This is a genomic window from Actinoplanes sp. GCM10030250 (genome assembly GCF_042666575.1).
In the GTDB taxonomy this organism is placed as follows: Bacteria; Actinomycetota; Actinomycetes; order Mycobacteriales; family Micromonosporaceae; genus Actinoplanes.
Genome location: NZ_JBHTDO010000029.1, coordinates 21,534 through 36,902, shown reverse-complemented (window position 1 = coordinate 36,902; position 15,369 = coordinate 21,534). Strand labels below are relative to the sequence as shown.

General features: G+C 71.7%; 18 protein-coding genes. 8 read left to right on the top strand and 10 right to left on the bottom strand.

The window, feature by feature from the left end; all coding sequences use genetic code 11:
- Positions 1 to 12: 12 nt before the first annotated feature.
- Positions 13 to 1,086: a S1C family serine protease gene (locus tag ACFQV6_RS30805; RefSeq protein WP_378031135.1), complete on the bottom strand. Its 1,074-nt coding sequence runs from the start codon at positions 1,084 to 1,086 to the stop codon at positions 13 to 15.
- A 58-nt stretch (positions 1,087 to 1,144) separates the two neighbouring features.
- Here ACFQV6_RS30805 and ACFQV6_RS30800 point away from each other — a divergent pair, with 58 nt between their 5' ends.
- From ACFQV6_RS30800 to ACFQV6_RS30790, 3 genes are all read left to right on the top strand, one after another.
- A complete protein-coding gene (locus tag ACFQV6_RS30800; protein WP_378031134.1) occupies positions 1,145 to 2,803 on the top strand; it encodes an alpha/beta hydrolase in 1,659 nt (552 codons plus the stop codon).
- Between the two features lie 79 nt (positions 2,804 to 2,882).
- Positions 2,883 to 5,936 carry a BTAD domain-containing putative transcriptional regulator gene (locus ACFQV6_RS30795; protein WP_378031133.1) on the top strand — a complete coding sequence of 1,018 codons (3,054 nt, stop codon included), beginning with the start codon at positions 2,883 to 2,885 and terminating at the stop codon, positions 5,934 to 5,936.
- 50 nt (positions 5,937 to 5,986) lie between these two features.
- Positions 5,987 to 6,493, top strand: a complete 507-nt coding sequence (locus ACFQV6_RS30790; protein ID WP_378031132.1) for a hypothetical protein — start codon at positions 5,987 to 5,989, stop codon at positions 6,491 to 6,493.
- A 156-nt stretch (positions 6,494 to 6,649) separates the two neighbouring features.
- Here the strand turns inward: ACFQV6_RS30790 and ACFQV6_RS30785 are convergent, their stop codons facing one another.
- The 6 genes from ACFQV6_RS30785 to ACFQV6_RS30760 all read right to left on the bottom strand — a co-directional run bounded on the left by ACFQV6_RS30785 (position 6,650) and on the right by ACFQV6_RS30760 (position 11,137).
- Positions 6,650 to 7,810 (bottom strand): RNA polymerase sigma factor, encoded by a 1,161-nt coding sequence (locus ACFQV6_RS30785; protein ID WP_378031131.1) that lies wholly within the window; start codon positions 7,808 to 7,810, stop codon positions 6,650 to 6,652.
- 2 nt (positions 7,811 to 7,812) lie between these two features.
- Positions 7,813 to 8,220, bottom strand: coding sequence for a YciI family protein (locus ACFQV6_RS30780; protein WP_378031130.1), 408 nt, complete (start codon positions 8,218 to 8,220; stop codon positions 7,813 to 7,815).
- Positions 8,221 to 8,318: 98 nt separating this feature from the next.
- A complete protein-coding gene (locus tag ACFQV6_RS30775) occupies positions 8,319 to 8,822 on the bottom strand; it encodes a pyridoxamine 5'-phosphate oxidase family protein (RefSeq protein WP_378031129.1) in 504 nt (167 codons plus the stop codon).
- Between the two features lie 114 nt (positions 8,823 to 8,936).
- Positions 8,937 to 9,290: a hypothetical protein gene (locus ACFQV6_RS30770; protein ID WP_378031128.1), complete on the bottom strand. Its 354-nt coding sequence runs from the start codon at positions 9,288 to 9,290 to the stop codon at positions 8,937 to 8,939.
- Between the two features lie 81 nt (positions 9,291 to 9,371).
- Entirely contained in the window at positions 9,372 to 10,022 is a 651-nt protein-coding gene (locus tag ACFQV6_RS30765) for a response regulator (protein ID WP_378031127.1), read from the bottom strand.
- On the bottom strand, positions 10,019 to 11,137 hold the full coding sequence (locus tag ACFQV6_RS30760; RefSeq protein WP_378031126.1) for a sensor histidine kinase: 1,119 nt from the start codon (positions 11,135 to 11,137) through the stop codon (positions 10,019 to 10,021). The genes ACFQV6_RS30765 and ACFQV6_RS30760 overlap by 4 nt, the downstream gene beginning before the upstream one ends.
- Positions 11,138 to 11,343: 206 nt before the next feature.
- Between ACFQV6_RS30760 and ACFQV6_RS30755 the strand changes: the two genes are divergently transcribed.
- The 5 genes from ACFQV6_RS30755 (at position 11,344) to ACFQV6_RS30735 (ending at position 13,266) form a co-directional block, all read left to right on the top strand.
- Positions 11,344 to 12,159 carry a phosphotransferase family protein gene (locus ACFQV6_RS30755; protein ID WP_378031125.1) on the top strand — a complete coding sequence of 272 codons (816 nt, stop codon included), beginning with the start codon at positions 11,344 to 11,346 and terminating at the stop codon, positions 12,157 to 12,159.
- A 60-nt stretch (positions 12,160 to 12,219) separates the two neighbouring features.
- Positions 12,220 to 12,351, top strand: a complete 132-nt coding sequence (locus tag ACFQV6_RS30750; RefSeq protein WP_378031124.1) for a hypothetical protein — start codon at positions 12,220 to 12,222, stop codon at positions 12,349 to 12,351.
- On the top strand, positions 12,351 to 12,533 hold the full coding sequence (locus ACFQV6_RS30745; RefSeq protein WP_378031123.1) for a hypothetical protein: 183 nt from the start codon (positions 12,351 to 12,353) through the stop codon (positions 12,531 to 12,533). The genes ACFQV6_RS30750 and ACFQV6_RS30745 overlap by 1 nt, the downstream gene beginning before the upstream one ends.
- Positions 12,534 to 12,567: 34 nt before the next feature.
- Entirely contained in the window at positions 12,568 to 12,750 is a 183-nt protein-coding gene (locus ACFQV6_RS30740; RefSeq protein WP_378031122.1) for a hypothetical protein, read from the top strand.
- Between the two features lie 114 nt (positions 12,751 to 12,864).
- A complete protein-coding gene (locus tag ACFQV6_RS30735; RefSeq protein WP_378031121.1) occupies positions 12,865 to 13,266 on the top strand; it encodes a hypothetical protein in 402 nt (133 codons plus the stop codon).
- Between the two features lie 36 nt (positions 13,267 to 13,302).
- Here ACFQV6_RS30735 and ACFQV6_RS30730 read toward each other — a convergent pair whose 3' ends face one another.
- Genes ACFQV6_RS30730 through ACFQV6_RS30720 form a run of 3 tightly spaced genes read right to left on the bottom strand, consistent with a single transcriptional unit; the run spans position 13,303 to position 15,355 of the window.
- Positions 13,303 to 14,127 carry a L,D-transpeptidase family protein gene (locus ACFQV6_RS30730; RefSeq protein WP_378031120.1) on the bottom strand — a complete coding sequence of 275 codons (825 nt, stop codon included), beginning with the start codon at positions 14,125 to 14,127 and terminating at the stop codon, positions 13,303 to 13,305.
- A 48-nt stretch (positions 14,128 to 14,175) separates the two neighbouring features.
- Complete coding sequence (locus ACFQV6_RS30725; RefSeq protein WP_378031119.1) at positions 14,176 to 14,529, bottom strand: TM2 domain-containing protein; 354 nt, start codon at positions 14,527 to 14,529, stop codon at positions 14,176 to 14,178.
- A gap of 49 nt (positions 14,530 to 14,578) precedes the next feature.
- The gene (locus ACFQV6_RS30720) at positions 14,579 to 15,355 is read right to left on the bottom strand and encodes an alpha/beta fold hydrolase (protein WP_378031234.1); all 777 of its coding nucleotides are present in this window, start codon (positions 15,353 to 15,355) and stop codon (positions 14,579 to 14,581) included.
- Positions 15,356 to 15,369 lie beyond the last annotated feature (14 nt).

Genomic DNA, 15,369 nt, shown 5'->3' with positions numbered 1-15,369 from the left:
TCGCTGGTCCTCTCAGGGTTCGGTGACCGTCACGTTCGCCCGCTGGGCAGCTCCCGCACGGGTGAAGCCGACGTCGACGGTGTCGCCGGTCTTGTGCTCCTGCACCGCCACGAGCAACTGGTCGGTGCTGTTCACCGCGGTACCGCCCACCGACGTGATCACGTCGTCGGCGCGCAGCCCGCCGCCGGCCGCACCGAAGCCCGGCAGGACCTGCTCGATCAGGGCGCCCCGGGGAAGCCCGGTGTTGCCGGCCATCTCCTCGGTCACGCTCACGCTCAGCACCCCGATGACCGGGTGCCGGGCCCGGCCGTCCCGGATCAGCTGAGCGGCGACCGCGCGGGCGAACCCGGCCGGGATGGCGAAGTTGAGCCCGATGCTCCCGCCGTCGCCCTCCGGGGTCTGCGCCCCGGCCGAGTTGACGCCCACCTGCCGCCCGGCGCAGTCGGTCAGCGGGCCGCCGCTGTTGCCCGGGTTGACCGAGGCGTCGGTCTGCACCGCGTTGATCAGGGCGGCGGGCGTCTCGCCCTGGCCGACGTCGACGTACCGGTTCAGGGCGCTGACCACCCCGGCCGTGATGGTGCCGCCCAGTCCGAGCGGTGAACCGGCGGCGACCACCGGCTGACCGACGACGAGGGCCGCCGAGTCGCCGACGGTGATCGGGGTCAGCCGTGCCGCCGCGGGGTCGACCTTGATGATCGCGAGGTCGGTCGCCGGGTCCCGCCCGACGACGGTCGCGGGCACACCGGCCGGGCCGCGGGCGAAATCGACGGTGACGGTGCCACCGGCGGCCGGTGCGAGCACGTGGTCGTTGGTCAGGATGTGGCCGTCGCGGTCCCAGACCGACCCGGAGCCCAGGCCACCGGCCTGGCCACGCTGGACGTTGACGGTGACCAGCGACGGGAAGACCCGCGCCGCGACCGCTGCCACGTCGCAGGAGGCGGCTCCGGCGGCCGGGGCGGCGGCCGCCGGAGCCGCGGGATCGTCGTCACCGCCCGCGACGACCGCGCCGACGGCGCCGCCGACGAGGGCGGCGATCAGGGACAACCCGATCGCCGCGGCGGTGACCTGTCCGGTCGAGACGTTCATGGGCCTGACGCTAGGAGCAGCGGCTACCGGCCCGCCTCATCCGGAAAGGATGAGGCGGGTGACCCCCCGGGTCGGCACGCTGCATCTGGTGGAAGGCAAGCGCTTCACCTACAGCTTCGCCGGGCTGGCCGGCGCCACCGTCCTCTTCTGCCTGTCGCTGACCCCGTCGCTGCTGCCCCGCGGTTACCTGTTCCAGGGACTGGTTAGCGGCGTGCTGGCAGCGACCGGCTACGCCCTGGGCACACTGTCGGCCTGGCTGGCGGGGCAGGTGTCCGGACACAGGCTTCCGCATCCGTCCCGGACTGCCCGCCGCGTGCTCACCGGGCTCGCCGCCGTCGCCGTCGTGGTCTCCCTCGTCCTCGGCGCCCGCTGGCAGGACGGCATCCACCGCCTGGTCGGTGTCGACCCGCCGCCGCTGATCGGCTACGCCCTGGTGCTCCCGATCGCCGTTCCGGCCGCGGCCGGCCTGGTGGCCCTGGCCCGGCTGCTGCTGCGCGGCGCGCGGCGGCTCGGCACCCTGTTCGGCCGCTGGATCCCGCCGGCGGCCGCCCGCGTGATCGCCGGGCTGGCCGTGCTGACCCTGCTGGTCGGCGTGCTGAACGGGGTGGTGATCCGGGCGGCGTTCTCGGCCGCCGACGCCTCCTTCAGCACGCTGAACGGTGAGACCAGCACCGACGTGGCGGCACCGGCCGATCCGCTGCGCTCCGGCGGGCCGGGATCCCTGGTCACCTGGGACTCGCTGGGCAACCAGGGGCGCCAGTTCATCGGGGCCGGCCCGGACCTCGGCGAGCTGCGGCAGTTCGGCGGTCCCGGCGCCCGGCCCCCGGTCCGGGTCTACATCGGGCTCGACGCGGCCGAGAGCTCCCGCGAGCGGGCCGCCCTCGCGGTCGGCGAGTTGCGGCGGACCGGCGCCTTCGAGCGGTCGGTGCTGTGCCTGATCACCACCACCGGCACCGGCTGGGTCAACGCCCAGGCGGCCGACCCGCTCGAATACATGTACAACGGCGACACCGCGCTGGTCGCGACCCAGTACTCCTACCTGCCCAGCCCGATCTCGTTCCTGGTCGACAAGGAGCGGGCGCGGGCCGCCGGGCGGGACCTGTTCGACCAGGTCTACGCCGTGTGGTCCCGGATGCCCCGCGCGGACCGGCCCAAGCTGCTGGTGTTCGGCGAGAGCCTCGGCTCGTTCGGGACGGAGGCGATGTTCAGCGGGGTCGAGGACATCCGCAACCGCACCGACGGGATGCTGCTGGTCGGACCGCCGTTCCGGAACCCGCTGTGGGGTGAGCTGGTGGCCGAGCGCGACGCGGGCAGCCGCGAGGTCCTGCCGGTCTACGAGCGGGGTGCGACCGTACGGTTCGCCGCCGACCCGGCCGGCCTCGGCACACCCGGCACTGTCTGGGGTTCGCCCCGGATCGTCTACCTGCAGTACCCGTCCGACCCGATCACCTGGTGGTCACCGCGGCTGATGGTGAGCCGCCCCGACTGGCTCGAGGAACCGCGGGGAGCCGACGTCTCGCCCTCCTTCCGCTGGTTCCCGTTCGTCACGTTCTGGCAGGTGTCGGCGGACATGGCGGTCTCCAACAGCGTCCCGGACGGGCACGGCCACAACTTCGGCACGGCACCCACGTTCGCCTGGGCGCAGATCGCCCCGCCGCCCGGCTGGACATCCGCGAGAACCGCTGCGCTGGCCGAGTTGCTGGCCGACGAGGGCTGAGGGGGGTTCTGCGGCGGGCGGCGGGCGGTTAGTCTCCGAATCGGACTGGCAGCCGTACATGACCGGGGGGATGCACGGAATGGAGTTCCGGCTGCTCGGACCGGTCGAGGCCGGCCCGGAGACCGGCCCGCTCCCGCTCGGCGGCACGAAGAGCCGTACCCTTCTCGCCGCCCTGCTGCTGCCGCCCGGCCGCACCGTCTCCACCGACCGCCTGATCGACGTGATCTGGGGCGACGACCCGCCGCCCACCGCACGCGCGCTGGTGCAGACCTACATCTCCGGCCTGCGCCGCGCTCTGCCCGCCGGTGTCATCGAGACCAGCCCGCCCGGCTACCGGATCACCGTCGCGCCGGACAGCCTCGACCGGGACCGGTTCGACACCCTCGTCGCGCGGGGCCGGGCCGCGGCCGCGCGGGGGCGCCACGCCGAGGCGTCGGAAGCGCTGCGTGCCGCGACGGCACTCTGGCGGGGTCCGGCACTGAGTGGGGTACGCAGTGACGCGCTCGTCGCCGAGGCCACCCGGCTCGACGAGCAGCGCCTGGTCGTCACCGAGGAGCGGATCGGCGCGGACCTGGCCCTCGGCCACGCCGACCAGCTCTGCGGCGAGCTGACCGTGCTGGTCGCGCAGCATCCGACCCGGGAGCCGCTGCGGGCGCTGCTGATGACCGCGCTGCACCGGTCCGGGCGGACCGCGGAGTCGCTCGCCGCCTACCGGCAGGGCCGCGACCTGCTGGTGGGCGAACTCGGCATCGAACCGGGGCCGGAACTGGCCCGGCTGCACGAGGCCATCCTGCGCGGCGCGACCGGGCCGCCCGCCGTGCGGCACCGGGTGCCGGCCCAGCTGCCACCGGACCCAGCCGACTTCACCGGCCGCGAGGCGGAGACGGCCCGCGTGGCCGGCCTGCTCGAGCAGGGGATCACCGTCGGGGTGATCTCGGGGCCGGGCGGCGTCGGGAAATCGGCACTGGCTGTCCACGTGGCTCATCGAGTCGCTTCGTCGTACCCCGATGGTGTTCTGCATGTTGATCTTCGCGGGATGTCCCCGGCGCCCGCCTCGCCCGCCGAGGTCCTGGGCCGCTTCCTGCGTGCCCTCGACGTCGACCCCAGCGCTGTTCCCGGCAGCGTCGAGGAACGCGCCGGCCAGTACCGCAGCCTGATCGCCGGCCGGAAGATCCTGCTGGTGCTCGACGACGCGGCCGGCGAGCAGCAGGTCCGGCCGCTGCTGCCGGGCGACCCCGGCTGCGGCGTGCTGATCACCTCCCGCAACCGGCTGCCCGGGCTGGCCGGCGCCCGCCTCGTGGAACTCGGCATGCTCAGCCCGGACGAGGCCACGACCCTGCTGGCCCGGGTCGTCGGCGACGACCGGGTGGCCGGCGATCCGGATGCGGCGGCCGAGATCGTCACCTCGTGCGGGCGGCTGCCGCTGGCCGTGCGCATCGCCGGCGCCCGCCTCGCCTCCCGCCGCCACTGGTCCGCCCACCTGCTGGCCCGCCGCCTCGGCGACGAGCGCCGCCGCCTCGACGAACTCCTCGCCGGTGACCAGCAGGTCCGCGCCACCATCGAGCTCAGCCTGCGCGGCCTCGAACCGCGGGCGCAGACCGTGCTGCGCCGGCTCGGGCGGCTCGGGCCCTCCGACTTTCCCTGCTGGGTGGTGGCGGCCCTGCTCGACACCGATCTCGACGACGCGGAGACGGTCGTCGAGCAGCTGGTGGACGCGCACCTGGTGGACTACACCTATGTCGATCACGCCGGGCAGATCCGCTATCGCCTGCACGACCTGGTTCGCATCTACGCCCGTGAGCAGGCCGAGGTGCACGAGACGCGGGCCGATCTGGTCGCGGTGACCACCCGCGTGACCGGCGGGTGGCTGGCCCTGCTGGATCGGCTGCGCGGGCACATCGCTGATCGGGCCACGTCCGGCTGCATTCCGCTGTGGCTGCCGCCGCCTTCCGCCGACTCTCCGTCGGCCGCTTTCACCGGCGCTCGACCGGACGATTCCGCCGGCGCTCGACCAGACGATTCCGGCGGCGCTCAGTCGGACGCCGGGGCTGTCGTTGATCCGCGCGGGTGGCTCGACGTTGAGCAGATGTCGCTGGTCACGGCCGTGGAACGGGCCGCCGAGCTGGACCTGCACGACACGGCGGTGCGGCTGGCGTCGCTGTTGTGCGCGTCGTCGTACCCGTTGAACAAGATCATCGACCTCTGGGAGCGGGCGCACGGCGCGGCCCTCGCCGCCGCCCGCCGGGCCGGCAACCGCCTCGGCGAGGCGGTCCTGATCACCGCCCTCGGCCAGCTGCGGTACGAGCAGGACCGCTACCCGGAATCCCGCAGGCACCTCTCCGACGCCCTCTCGATCTTCCGCGACCTCGGTGACCAGCGCGGCGAGGCAGCCACCCTGACCGCACTCGGGCTCGCCTGCCGCGAACAGGGCTACCTGCCCGAGGCCCGGCACTTCCTGGAACGCGCGATGGCCGCCTGCGACCCGCTCCACGACGAGGGCGCCATCGCGCACTGCTCCCGGATCGCCGGCTCGGTCTACCTCGAACAGGGCGCATTCACCGAGGCCGCCGACTGCCTGCACCGTGCCCTCGGCGCCTACCGCCGGGCCGGCAGCCACCGCGGCATCGCGCTGACGCTGCGGTCGATCGGCCTGATGCACCGGGCCACCGGCGACCTGGAGGACGCCGAGCGGGTGCTGATCGAGGCCACCGGGATGTTCCGGCAGCTCGGCGACCTCAAGGTGGAGGGCTACAGCCTGCGGGCCCTCGCCAAGACCCACCTCCGGATGGGACACCTCGACCGCGCCCTCGGCGTCCTGGAAGCGGTCCTGCACGCCGACCGCCACGGCCGCGACCGCTGGGCCGAAGGGATGACGCTGCGCACCCTCGGCGAACTCCACCTGAGCGCCGGCCGCCTCGACGACGCGGAGAAACACCTGGACGCGGCACTGGAAATCTTCACCGACCTGGAGATGCCACTGTTCGCGGCACGCACGCAGCGTGACATCGCGGAGCTCATGCAGGCGCGGGGCAGGAGCGGCGAGGCCGAGGAGGCGCGGCGCCGGGCTCTGACGACATTTTCGGCGTACGGGGCACGCGAGCACGCCGAGATCACCGCTACAGAATTGCTATAGAGCGGTCGACAAGGATCGCCTCCTTCTCATGATCGAAGGGGGTGTTGATGATGGCAGTGCCGCTGTCCGACCCACGGTTCTCCGAGGTGCCGGTCCTGGACTGCGGTGAACCACTCGTCGACCTCGGCGAAGCCGCTCCCCTGCTGGTCAAGGCGGCCGCCGCGGGGACGCCCAACGTCTACCTGCGGTCCGGTGTGGTGGACCGGCTGGTGATCGCACAGAGCCTGCTGCCGCGGGAGCTGCGGCTCCTGATCCTGTCGGGGCATCTGCCGGCGGCGGGGAAGACCACTGACCCGGCGACGCTGGCGTGCTGGAACGCGCGCCCGGCCACGCTGCCGCCGCACCTGACCGGTGGCGCGGTGGATCTGACGCTCGTGGGGCCGGGAACGCACGGGCCGGTGGAGTCGCTCGGCGGGGATCGGCATCGGTTGCTGTCGGTGGCTCTGCGCGGGAGCGGGCTGGTGGAGCATCCGACGTCGCCGTGGCACTGGTCCTATGGCGATCAGTACTGGGCGTTCGTGACCAGCGCGGTCAATGCCCGGTACGGCGTGGTGTGAGCGGTTTGGCGGCGGCGCGTTTCTCCGCCTCCATTTGCCTTGCCGACTTGCCATGCGCCGTTCCTCGCCACCTCGCCACCTCGCCACCTCGCCACCTCGCCACCTCGCCACCTCGCCACCTCGCCACCTCGCCGGTGTCCGCCTTTTCGTCGCCGGTCACCCGCGTGGTGTGGCATTGAGGCGGGCGGCCTGGCGTGTGAGGTGGTCGCGTTCGGCGAGGTTGGACGCTTGGCGGGCGGCGTCGGCGTAGAGCCGTGCGGCGGTCGCCGGGTCACCGTCACGCTCGTGCAGGTACGCCGCGGCGGCGGTGAAGCGGGGCAGGGTGGGGTCGAGCTCGGCCAGTGCGGCCAGGCCGGCCCGTGGACCGTCGGCCTCACCGACCGCGACGGCCCGGTTGAGCCGGGCCACGGGGCTGTCCGTGAGGCGGACCAGTTCGTCGTACCACTCGACGATCTGAACCCAATCGGTCTCGCCTGCCGTGCGTGAGTCCGCGTGGAGCGCGGCTATTGCCGCCTGTGCCTGAAACTCCCCCAGCTGGTCGCGGGCGAGGGCCGCCTGCAGGATGTCGACCCCCTCGGCGATCAGCCGGGTGTCCCACCGGGAGCGATCCTGCTCGGCGAGCGGCACCAGGCTGCCGTCGGGCCGGGTCCGCGCGGCGCGGCGCGCGTGGTGCAGCAGCATCAGCGCCAGCAGGCCCGCCACCTCCTCGTGCTTCGTCATCACTGCCAGCTGGCGGGTCAGCCGGATCGCCTCGGCGGCGAGGTCGACCTCCCCGGAGTAGCCCTCGTTGAACACCAGGTAGAGCACCCGCAACACGGTGGCGAGGTCACCGGGCTGGTTGAGCCGGACATCGGACACGGTCCGCTTGGCCCGGCTGATCCGCTGCGCCATGGTCGCCTCCGGCACCAGATAGGCCTGCGCGATCTGGCGGGTGGTCAGACCGCCGACCGCACGCAGCGTGAGCGCGACCGCCGACGCCGGGCTGAGCGACGGATGCGCGCACAGGAAGTAGAGCTGCAGCGTGTCGTCCACCGCCGAACCCGGCACGGGCGCGGGCTCGGAGGGATCCTCGGCAAGCGCGACCTCCTCCCGTTTGCGCCGCGACGCCTCGGCGCGGGCGGCGTCGAGGAACTTGCGCCACGCCACGGTGATCAGCCAGCCCTGCGGATCACGCGGCCGGTCCCCCGGCCACACGCGCACCGCTTCGATCAGGGCCTCCTGCACGGCATCCTCGGCCGCCGCGAAAGCTGCCCCGCGGCGGACCAGCACGGCGATCACCGTGGGAGTGACGGTCCGCAGCAGGGCCTCGTCCACCATCATCACTCCGTGATGTTCGGCAGCTCTGCCATGAACGGGCGCAGCTCGAGCCACTCCTGGACCGGCTCGCCACCCGCACCCGGCGCAGCCGACAGGTCCCCCGCCAGCTCCAGCGCCCGCTCGTAGCTGTCGACGTCGATCACCATCCACCCGGCGATCAGGTCCTTGGTCTCCGCGAACGGACCATCGGTGACCGGCGGCCGCCCCGCCCCGCCGGAGCGCACGAACACGCCCTCCGGCAGCAGTGCCTGACCGTCGACGAACTCACCGGTGGTCTCGAGCCGCGCGGCGAAATCCCGCATGTACTGGAAGTGGGCCTCGACCTCCTCCGGCGTCCACTTGTCCATCGGCACGTCGTTGACCGCCGGCGGGCCGCCGCGGTAATGCTTGAGCAGCAGATACTTGGCCATCTCTGTTCTCCTCCACGCTGTGCGGCCCATTCTGGCCGTCCGTCACCCCTGGGACGCCGCCGCGCCCCGTTTCTCGACATCCCTTTTTCGCGCGGCGCTTACGCTCGCTGCTTCTCGGCGCGCTGCTTGACCAGTTCCTCGACGGCGCTCGGCAGCGTCGTCTCGAAGTCGATCAGCTTGGCCCACGTCGGGGTCACCACGATCCGGACCATGCCGTCGTACAGCGACCGCACCTCCGCCTCCCACTCGACCCGCTGTTCGGGCGTCATCTGATAGGACCCGTTCATCGTGAGGTACTCCTCGGGGATGCCCTCGACCACGTCCAGCTCCGCGCGCCCGCGAATCAGCAGGATCTTGGGCGGGTGCACCTCGGTGTCGATCGTGAGCGCCACCATCGGGTTGACCCGCAGGGCGTGGAGCTTCGGGGCGTTCGTCGACGTGCAGAGGACGATCTGCGCACCGTTCCAGGTGAACGCGATCGGGATGGTGCGGGGCGTGCCGTCCTTGGCCACGTAGGCCATCCGCGTCAGATCCCGGGCCAGCAACTCCCGGCTGAGCGGCCGGTCCAGAACCTCGTTGATCTCGTTCGGCTGCATCGTCATCTCCCTTTTCTCGGTGCTGCTGCCCGGGGACGGAGCCGTCGTCCCGTTCTCGACATCCCCGCCACGGGTCACCACCTGTAAGGCATCCTAGGAAGATAGGTTGTTGTTCTCGGCCTAGTGCTTCCGAAGGACCATCGGCACCAGCATCGCCGGGAACATCAGGATGTGACCGGCCGTCATGAGCGCCCCGCCCGAGATCCACCCCAGCCAGTACGGCACCAGCAGCACCACGAACGGCACGTACATCGCCGCGCACATCTCGCCGATGTGCACCCACGAGTGCCGCCGGATACGCATCCACAGCGCCATGCCGATGGCCATGTTCGTGGCCATCACCATCGCGTGTGCGTCCGGATGATCCTCCAGCCCCGGCACCGCCAGATTCCACAACGGCGCCAGAGCGAACATGCCGACGAACATCGCCACCACCATCTCGAGGTAGTGGCCCCAGAACCGAAGCTTTGTCATGCACCGATCGTCGGGGAGCTCGGCGTTTTCCCCAGGTGCCGAAGGTCATGCTCGGGGGTCATGACCTCACCAGTCATGACCTCACAGCAGGCCCAGCCCTCGCGCGCGCAGCGCCGCCTGTGTACGGTCGCGCACCCCCAACTTGCCCAGCACGCTCGTGACGTGGTTCTTGACCGTGCCCTCGGCCAGGAACAACTCCCCCGCGATCTCCCGGTTGCTGCGTCCTCCCGCCAGCAGCCGCAGCACCTCGAGCTCCCGATCGGACAGCGGCACAACGAGCGGCTGCGCCCGCGCCGGAGCCTCGTGATCGAGCTGAGCGAACCTCGCCACCACCTTCGCCGCCACCGAAGGCTGGAGCACCGACTCGTCCCGCACGGCGGCCCGCACCGCCTCGATCAGCTGCTCGGACGACACGTCCTTCAACAGATACCCGACTGCTCCCGCCCGCAGCGCCGCGAACACGTCCTCGTCGTCGTCGAATGTGGTCAGCGCGATCACCCGCGTCTCCGGAAACTCCACCCTGATCCGCCGGGTCGCCCCGATCCCGTCCAGCACCGGCATCCGCAGGTCCATCAGCACCACGTCCGGCCGCAGCCGCGCCACCAGGGTCAGCGCCTCGTCACCGTTCGCCGCCTCCCCGACGACCTCCAGGCCGTCGCTCGCGCCGAGCAGCACACCGAGCGCCTCCCGGAACAGCGCCTGATCGTCGGCGAGCAGCACCCGCACGCTCATCCCGGAACCTCCATCCGCAACAGCGCCCCGCCACCCGGCGCCGGCGCGAACGTCAACTCCCCACCCAGGTGGGCGGCCCGCTCCCGCAACCCGAGCAGCCCGAACCCGCCCCCGGACCCCTCTTCGTTGCCGGACCCGTTCTTGTTGCCGGGTGCGAGGCCGGCGCCGTCGTCCGACACCTCCAGCCGCACCGAGTCCGGGCGCGTGAAGTCGAGAACCAGGAAGATGCGGGAAGCACCGGCATGCTTGCGTACGTTGGTCAGCCCTTCCTGGGCCGCCCGGAACAGCGACTCCTCCGTCTCGGCGTCGAGTCGCCGTCCCGTACCCCTGATGTTCAGTTCTATGGGTAGGTCCGCAGCTGACACCAGCGCACGCAGCGCGTCCTGCAGCGGGATGGCAACGCGCGGCTCCCGCAGCGCGCTCACCGACCGGCGCACCACCCGGAGGGCCTCCTCGGCCTGGTCCTGCGCCTTCGCCAACATCTCGTCCGCCCGCCCGGGTGCCGCCCGTGCCGCCTTGATCTGCATCTGCACCACCGTCAGCGCATGCCCCAGCCCGTCGTGAATGTCGCGCGCGACCCGGTTCCGCTCCTGCACCGCCGCGAGCCCCTCCACCTGCACCGCGTACTCCCGGAGCCGCTCGTGCGCCACCGCCAGCTCGGCCCGCGCCTGCTGCTCGCGCATCAGCAACTTGGTCACGACGGCCGCGAACACCGCCACCGCGAACAGGCCCAGCCCTTCCCGCACCCCCTCCGCAAGACCCATCCCGGTGTGGAAGAACGGCAGCGCCACCACCACGAAGACGACGGCCGCCATCGGCAGCAGCAACACGGTCTGGATGACCAGGACGACGAGCATCAGGGTCGCGCCCACCGAGGCGTGCGAGAGCACGAACACCACGAACCCGAGGGAAAAGATCACCGCGACGTAGAGGTACCTCACCCACGGGCGGCCGGGTGCCGTTCCTCCTCCGGAGACCAGCCGGAAGCCCAGCGTCGCCACGAACAGGAACGCCGCCGCCGGCAACAGCGCCCTCGCCGGCCGGCTCTCCCCCGCCACGTCGACCAGCAGCGTCAAGAACGCCGCCACCGTCAGCGCAGCCATCGCCCTTCTCACCGCTTCACTGTGACACGGCTCCGGCCGTCGTCCATTCTCCTCCTGGCCGTTCCTGGCGTGGGCAGGCGCACACAAGACGCGACCGTGCGAGCGCACCCACGCCATAGGAGCCGTCGGCTCGCACGCAACTCCAATGTGCGCTTCTACCCATGCTGAGAAGCCGCCGAGGGCCCCAGGACCTCCGGGATCCGAGCAAGACTTCCTCCATGCCCCACGAGAACTCGCTCCCCGGCGGTTTCATCGCCGCTCCGGTCCGGATCGGCGGCACCGTCCGGAAGCCGCCGGTGTCCGCCTTCGTCCACGGCCTGCTGCACCACTTCGAGCAGCACGACTGGCCCGGCGCTCCCCGCTATCGGGGCGCCGACGACCAGGGCAGGGACACGTTCACCTTTCTCCGCGGTGATGTGCCCTGGCAGCCCGAACCCACCCCGTACGTCCGCTCCCCCGCGGCCCTCACCGCGACCGCCCGCCTGGTCCGCCGCTTCCACGACCTCACCGCCGGCACCGCCCTGGCCGCTGATCAGGAGGTCGTCTGCCACAACGACCTCTCCCCGAAGAACACCGTCTACCGCGACGCCGAGCCGGTCGCGTTCATCGACTGGGACATCGCCGCTCCCGGCCGGATCCACGACGTCGCGCACGTCTGCTGGCAGTTTCTCGGCCTCGGCCCCGCCGTATCGGACCCCGCCGAGGCGGCCGCCCTCGTGGCCGTGATCGCCCAGGCCTACGGCGGCCTCGACCAGGCCGAACTCGTCGACACCATCCTCTGGTGGCAGGACCGCTGCGGGCGCGGCATCGACTCGGGCGCCAACGCCGGTGAGCCCGCCATGATCCGGCTGTGGGAGCAGGGGGCGGTGCAGAGCGTGCGGTCCGCGTACGAGTGGACGCTCAGGCACCGGGCGGTCCTCGCCCATGCCACTCCCTGGAACCTCGCCCATGCCACTCCCTCGAACGGAGACAAGATCGACGTCGACCCAGCGGACGACCGGTCTCCCGGAAACGCGCCGAACCACGCACGGTGATCTGCTGTTCACTCTCGTAGGACCGACAAAGGAAGGTGCCCACGGGAAGGAAACGAGACGATGTCCCAGCAACCACCGGACTGGCACCCCACCCGCGAAGAGATCGAGCAGATCAAACGCGCCCTCCGCGACGAGGCGTACCCGCCGGCCGGCCGCATCGGCCTCGGCACCGTCGTCCGCAGGGCCGTCTGATGGCCGCCACCTACGCCGACGAGCTTGTTGTCACCCACCATGACGACAACCGGACGCGGTACCGGTCCGTCACCTATTGTCTGTGGCCGGGCGGCGTCACCGTCTACCGCGACCGGGTTCAGATAGCCCGCCACGAGGACGTTCTCGACACCCGCGCCCTACGGCTGGCCGTGGCGGCTTGACAAAATCCCTGGGTGCGGGGGTTACTCTGGGACCATGGAGCAGGACACCAGCACCCCGCGGAGCATGACCGACGTGCTCACCGAGCTCGGCGTCCCGGTCACCGCCGAGGGCAAGGCCCGCGCCCGCAAGCGCCTGAACGACGCCGACGCCTCCCGCGACCACTCCGAGCGCGCCGCCTTCCTCGCCCAGCTCCGCCAGCGGCCCGCCGCCGCGTGACCGACGAGCACCGCGCCGTCCGTCCCGCCGGCACGAACGCCTGCGGGACCAGCTCGTGACCGACGAGCACCGCGCCGTCCGTCCCGCCGGCACGAACGCCTGCGGGACCAGCTCGTGACCGACGAGCACCGCGCTGTCCGGCTCGTTCTGGACACTTCCGCTGTTGCCGGCTGGGTTCGTGGGTCCGTCGCTGTGGGTGAACTGATCGCCGAGATCGACGACGAGCACGGTGCTGTTCTGCTGCCGCTTCCGTGCCTGATCGAGGCCGCGCACAACACCGGCATGCTGGAGCAGGCCCACCTCGAGATCCTGATCGGGCACCAGGCCGTCGTGGTCGTTTCCGACGACCCCGCCGACTGGCTGGCCCTGACCACTCTCCGTGGCCTGGTCGGCAGCGCCGATCGCGCCTCCGCGGCCCTGCTCGCCCTGGACGCCGGCGTCGACGTCCTCACCCGCGACGCCTCCTGGTACCAGGCCGTCGCCGGCGGCCGCATCGGACTCCGCTTCCAGGAGTGAATCCGGGCAGGCGGAACTGGCCTGGCCGTGCGTCTGTCAGGTGCCGGGGCGGCGGCCGAACGTCCGTACGGTGGTGCCCTTCTCGAGCAGATCCCACATGGCCACGGCGTCACGGTGCAGCAGGTTGACGCAGCCGTGCGAACCGCGCCACTTGTCGTGCAGGTAGGACGTGGTCTCGTGGAAACCGTTGCCACCCTCGAAGCGCTGCCAGTACGGAAGCCACACCTTGTACGGGTTCGACCACTCCCGCTTCGCCCGCAAGTTCACCGAGAACCTGCCGACCGGGGTGGTGTGCCCGCGGAAGCCCGTACGCACGACCGTCGGACCGAACACCACGGCACCGTCGCGGACCACCCAGGCCGTCTGAGTGGTCAGGTCCACGCAGGCGGTGACGCCGGCCGCCGCGCCGCACTCGTCGAGCGGGCTGGCCGCGAGCCGCCGGGCCACGTCGGCGGTCGTGGCGTCGGCCTGGCCGTGCGCCGGCCGGATGCCGTACCGCTTCTGGAACGAGCGGATGGCCGAACAGTCCGCGGGCGAGGCCTTCCCGTCGACCGTGATCGCCGGATAACCGCCGAGTCCCGCAAGAGCCCTTTCGATCCCACGCTGCCGGCGTCCCCCATCGCAGCCCTTTACGGACTGATCTGAGGCGGACGCGGAAACGGAGGCCGAGGCGGAAGGGGCTGGGGCAGGGGGTTTCGCCACGGCGACGGATGACTCACCCCCGGGACCCGCCGCCACGGGAGCACCCGCCACCTCCGTGGAGGGAAGCACCGCGGAAACGTCGACCACACCCGTACCGACAGCGATCCCCACGACCGCGACGGCTCCCGCGACCCACGCGACAGCACCCGACATCAACATCCCGTTCCTCCTCCGACCACCTCCGGATCGGTAGGGACGAACGGCGGCTCAGTGCCGCCCGGGAGCAATAACGGTGCCACCAGGATCGATCCCACCAGGAACGGAGACCGCGTCGAGGATGCCGTAGCGCGCCATGATCTCGGAGCGCCGCGACGCGTTCACCGCGGCCACCCGCCGCCGGACGAACAACCCGTCCACCAGCGTCCACACCCCGAGCCCGCCCAGGGTGAACAGCATCGCCACCGAGCGTGCGGTGTCGCCGAGATAGAACCGGTGCCCGCCGATCAGCCCGACGGCGCACCACAGCGCGAACGCCACCCGCGGATCCTTCTTCACCGACTCGTACTCCGACTCGGCGCGCAGCACCCGGAACTTCTCCCACTCCGGAAGCGGATCACTCACCGGCGCAACGATAACCGCTCGGCACTGAGGGAGGCGGCGGCATCGAGAGTCACCGGCCCAGGGACTGCCGCACCACCTCGGCGAACATCTCCGGCGCGGTGTGCGTCGCGAAATGCGACTGCCCCGGCAGCACGACGCGCGACGCGAAGGGCATCGCCGCACCGAGTGCGTCCATGGTCTCCGGCATCGGCGACCAGGTCTCGCTGCCCTGGATCAGCGTCACAGGTACCTCGAGTCCGGCCCACCTTGCGAGATCAGGCACGTCAGCGGCCATGGCTTCGAGGTCGTGCAAACTGCCGGCGAGTTCGGCCGCGGGCAGCGGTGCGGCACCGGCCAGTGCCGCGAGCATCGCCTCCGGCACCCTGGCGACCTCCGCCGCGAACAGCAGGGTCGCCGCCGCGAGGTCACCCCGGGCGAGCAGGTCACGGTAGCGGGTGAGCACCTCGGCCACGGCTGCGCCGAAGGCAAAGAGCGGAGGTTCAAAAGCGGTCAGCGTACGGGTACCCGCACTGATATCCCGGCCGGCGTGAAGGGCGACCACCGCCCCGTAGGACGCCCCGACGACGTGCGCCGACCCGCCCGCCGCATCCAGAACCGCCCTTAGGTCGGCAAGGTCGTCGGCGAAGGTCTTGCCGTCCCGGCTCGCACCACTCGGCGGATAACCACGCCGCGCGTACACCCACAACTCGTACTCACCGGCCAGCAGCGGAACGATCGGATCCCAGGAATCCAGCCCGCCGTTCGACCCGTGCACCAGCACGACGGGCTCGCCCCGCCCGGTCCGCCGCGCCACGATCCGCGTCCCGTCGCCCGCACTCAGTGTCATGTCCACCCGAGGAT